Source organism: Halomonas sp., assembly GCF_041689495.1.
Classification (GTDB): domain Bacteria; phylum Pseudomonadota; class Gammaproteobacteria; order Pseudomonadales; family Halomonadaceae; genus Halomonas.
The window spans coordinates 1-3,691 of record NZ_JBDNGD010000272.1 but is presented as its reverse complement, the minus strand read 5'-3'; the positions used below and the strand labels follow the sequence as shown (position 1 = coordinate 3,691).

General features: G+C 67.5%; 3 protein-coding genes and 1 riboswitch. All 3 genes read right to left on the bottom strand.

What is annotated here, in order from left to right; all coding sequences use genetic code 11:
• Positions 1 to 97 precede the first annotated feature (97 nt).
• The 3 genes from ilvD to ACESMD_RS09445 all read right to left on the bottom strand — a co-directional run bounded on the left by ilvD (position 98) and on the right by ACESMD_RS09445 (position 3,425).
• On the bottom strand, positions 98 to 1,786 hold the full coding sequence (gene ilvD, locus ACESMD_RS09455; RefSeq protein ID WP_372612559.1) for a dihydroxy-acid dehydratase: 1,689 nt from the start codon (positions 1,784 to 1,786) through the stop codon (positions 98 to 100).
• 51 nt (positions 1,787 to 1,837) lie between these two features.
• Positions 1,838 to 1,960 (bottom strand): hypothetical protein, encoded by a 123-nt coding sequence (locus ACESMD_RS09450; protein ID WP_372612557.1) that lies wholly within the window; start codon positions 1,958 to 1,960, stop codon positions 1,838 to 1,840.
• Between the two features lie 61 nt (positions 1,961 to 2,021).
• Positions 2,022 to 3,425, bottom strand: coding sequence for a sodium:solute symporter (locus ACESMD_RS09445; protein WP_372612555.1), 1,404 nt, complete (start codon positions 3,423 to 3,425; stop codon positions 2,022 to 2,024).
• Positions 3,415 to 3,533, bottom strand: a riboswitch (TPP riboswitch). It overlaps the preceding gene by 11 nt.
• Between the last annotated feature and the right edge of the window lie 158 nt (positions 3,534 to 3,691).

The window sequence follows — 3,691 nt, the reverse complement described above, 5'->3', positions numbered from 1 at the left end:
CTGCGCACCCTGAGCCCGAGGGAGCCACCCGGAAACCAGACGCCCCCGCCGAATAAACGGCGGGGGCGTCGTCAGGCTGGAAAACCACGCGCTTGGTCTACTCCAGCAGGTCGGTCACCGCGCCGGTGGAGGCCGAGCTGACCGACTTGGCGTACTTGGCCAGCACGCCGCGGGTATAGCGCGGCGCCGGCTGCTTCCAGGCGGCGCGGCGGCGCTTCAGCTCGTCGTCACTCAGTGCCACCTCGATGGTGTCCGCCACGGCATCGATGGTGATGGTGTCGCCATCCTCGACCAGCGCCAGCGGACCGCCATCGAAGGCCTCGGGCGAGACATGGCCGACCACGAAGCCATGGCTGCCACCGGAGAAGCGCCCGTCGGTGATCAATGCCACCTCGCTGCCCAGGCCACGGCCCATGATCGCCGAGGTCGGGGTGAGCATCTCGCGCATGCCCGGCCCGCCCTTGGGTCCCTCGTAGCGAATCACCACCACGTCACCGGCGATCACGGTGCCGTCGTTGATGCGTGCCTGGGCCTCTTCCTCGGAGCTGAACACCCGGGCACTGCCGGAGAAGCGCGTGCCTTCCTTGCCGGTGATCTTGGCCACGGCGCCCTCGGGGGCCAGGTTGCCGTAGAGCATGCGCAGATGGCTCTCGGGCTTAACCGGCCTGTCCAGCGGCGCGATGATCTGCTGGCCCTCGTCATAGGGCGCCACACCCGCCAGGTTCTCGGCCAGGGTCCTGCCCGTCACCGTCAGGCAGTCACCGTGGAGCATTCCGGCATCCAGCAGCATCTTCATCATCGGCTGGATACCGCCGATCGCCACCAGCTCGCTCATCATGTAGTGGCCGCTGGGGCGCAGGTCGGCGAGCACCGGCACCCGCTTGCCGATGGTCGTGAAGTCATCCAGGGAAAGCTCGACGCCGATAGTGCTGGCCATGGCGACCAGGTGCAGCACGGCATTGGTGGAGCCGCCCAGGGCGATCACCACGGTGATGGCGTTCTCGAAGGCCTGGCGGGTCATGATGTGCGAGGGACGGATATTGTGCTCGAGCAGCGCGAGTACCGCCTCGCCGGCGGCGTGGCAGTCATCGTGCTTCTCACGGGACACGGCATTCTGCGCCGAGCTGCCCGGCAGGCTCATGCCCAGCGCCTCGATGGCCGAGGCCATGGTATTGGCCGTGTACATGCCGCCGCAGGAACCGGGGCCGGGAATCGCCGTCTCCTCGATCTGCTTGAGCTCGATCAGGTCGATATCACCGCGGCTGTGGGCGCCCATGGCCTCGAAGACCGAGACGATGTCGGTATGCCCCTTGCCCGGCAGAATGGTGCCGCCATAGACGAAGACACTCGGCCGGTCGAGACGCGCCAGGCCCATCAGGCAGCCCGGCATGTTCTTGTCGCAGCCACCGATGGCCACCAGGCCGTCGAAGCCCTCGCATCCGGCCACCGTCTCGATGGAATCGGCGATCACTTCCCGCGACACCAGGGAATACTTCATGCCCTCGGTGCCATTGGCGATGCCGTCGGAGATGGTGATGGTGTTGAAGATCACCCCCTTGCCGCCGGCCGCATCGGCGCCATCACTGGCGGACTCGGCAAGGACATTGATGTGGCTGTTGCAGGGGGTGAGGTTGCTCCAGGTAGAGGCGATACCCACCTGGGGCTTCCTGAAATCCTCGTCGGTGAAACCCACGGCGCGCAGCATGGAGCGGCTGGCGGCCTTGCCCGGGCCATCGACGACCGAGGCGGAATGGCGGCGACGGGGATCCTGGGGGGTATCGGTCATGCGGCGTTCTCCTCTGGAGGGATGATTGTCATCCCCATAGAGTACCCGCTGTCAGGCCCTGACGGAACGCTTCAGGCTCCGGGTCGCCCAGCAGAGGTACATCCACTCCGTCACCACCAGCACCGCCAGTATCTCGGCGTAGCTGCCGCGCTTGCCGGTCCCTCGCGCAGCCATTCGCTAAGGCGCGCCTCGGCGCGCCCGCCAGCCCAGGCGTCATAGGCCTTGCGGCTCGTCATCATGGGGTGACCTTGCGTTGAACATGCGGCCGGGAGCCAGGCCGGAACCAGGCGATCAGCAGGCTGACCAGGGTCGAGGCCAGCAGTGCCCCCAGGAAAGGAGGCAGCGTAGGGATGCTGCCCGGAAAGCTCGCCGCCAGCACACCGGCGGTAAGGCTGCCCTGGGCCACCCAGCCGGGCAGAATGGCGCCGAGCATGCCCGCCACGCCGCCGGCCACCGCGGCCAGCGCCGACATTCGTGACCAGATTCCCAGCAGCACCGGCACCACGATGGAGGCACACAGCAGGTCGGCAATCAGGAAGAGCCGCAGCACCGAGAGCCCCTGCAAGGCCAGAATGACCACCGGCACCATCAGCGCCACCGTCACCCAGCGGGCCGCCGTGATCGACAGGCCACGCTTGCCGGAGCCCGCCACCGCCAGGGTGGCGATACCGTTCTGCAGGCTGTCCACGCTGGAGACCACCAGCGAGACCGCAAGCACCAGGGCCGGCAGGGCCAGCCAGCCAGGCGCGGCGGAAAGCAGGGCGAAGAAGGGGATCGGCGGGCTCCCCAGGTCCAATCCACTCATGGCGGCGAGCATGCCCAGTCCCCCGACCACCGCCACCACCAGCACGGTGATGGCGCTGCCCAGCCAGGCGCCGCGCGCCAGGGCTCGGTCATCCCGTGCCGACCAGACCCGCTGCCAATAGCCCTGATGGAAGAGGTTGGCCGCCGTGACGGCGATCACCAGGGTCAGGGCCACGCCCAGGGCACTGCCCACGGGAATCGACGGCAGAGTGGCGTCCACGGGCATCTCGGGCAGCCGGCTCAGCGCCACGCCGGCCACCAGAATCAGCAAGGCAATCAGCAACCAGGCCTGCCAGCGATCGGTGGCCAGACTCGCCCGCAGGCCGCCGACCGCCGTGTAGACCAGGGTAGTCACCGCCACCCCGATGACCACCAGGGCCGGTGGCACGTCCGACAGCAGCGCGGTGATCGAGCCAATGGCGGTCAGTTCTGCAGTGAGGAAGAGCGCCATGTAGAGCACCGACACCAGCGACACCCAGCGACGCACGCCGACGCCATAACAGGCCTCGGCAAACTCGCCGATGCTGCGCCCTTCCGGCAGGTGGCGGCGGATGGCCGGACCATAACGCGCCAGGATGACCAGCGGCAGCGCCGAGCCGATGGCGTAGCCGGCCAGTGCCACGGGACCGACGAAGGCGCCTATCTCCGGCGGCGCGAAGAGGATCCAGGCGCCCATGCCGGAGGCCAGGAAGGACAGCCCCAGGGTCGAGGCTGTCTGGGAATTGCGGGCGGTGATGTAGTCATCGAGGGGGCCATCGACGCGGCGAGCGCGCAGACCCAGGTAGGCAAAACACAGCAGCGCCGCGCCGAGCACGGCAGACGTCAGGTAAGGCATGTCGCACTTCCTCCGCCGGTATGAACCGGATCAGGTTCCAGGGTCAGCGCTTCACGCTCTCTCAGCCCCTCACGTCATGAACGTGGCAGGACTCCCCTGGCGACAGTGAATGGATTGTGGGAACACACCTCAATATAGCGCCTCAACTGGCCGATATGAGGTTGTGATCGACTCCGATGATACAACACCCCGACTCTCCGGACGACCACCCAGCATGGAACCCACAGGATGGCATTCAACGAAGCCAAGGAACTCGCCGCCGGGCG

Coding starts and splice junctions, on each gene's coding strand:
- ACESMD_RS09445 (WP_372612555.1), bottom strand. CDS start 3,425: ATGCCTTACCTGACGTCTGCCGTGCTCGGCGCGGCGCTGCTGTGTTTT.
- ACESMD_RS09450 (WP_372612557.1), bottom strand. CDS start 1,960: ATGGCTGCGCGAGGGACCGGCAAGCGCGGCAGCTACGCCGAGATACTG.
- ilvD (WP_372612559.1), bottom strand. CDS start 1,786: ATGACCGATACCCCCCAGGATCCCCGTCGCCGCCATTCCGCCTCGGTC.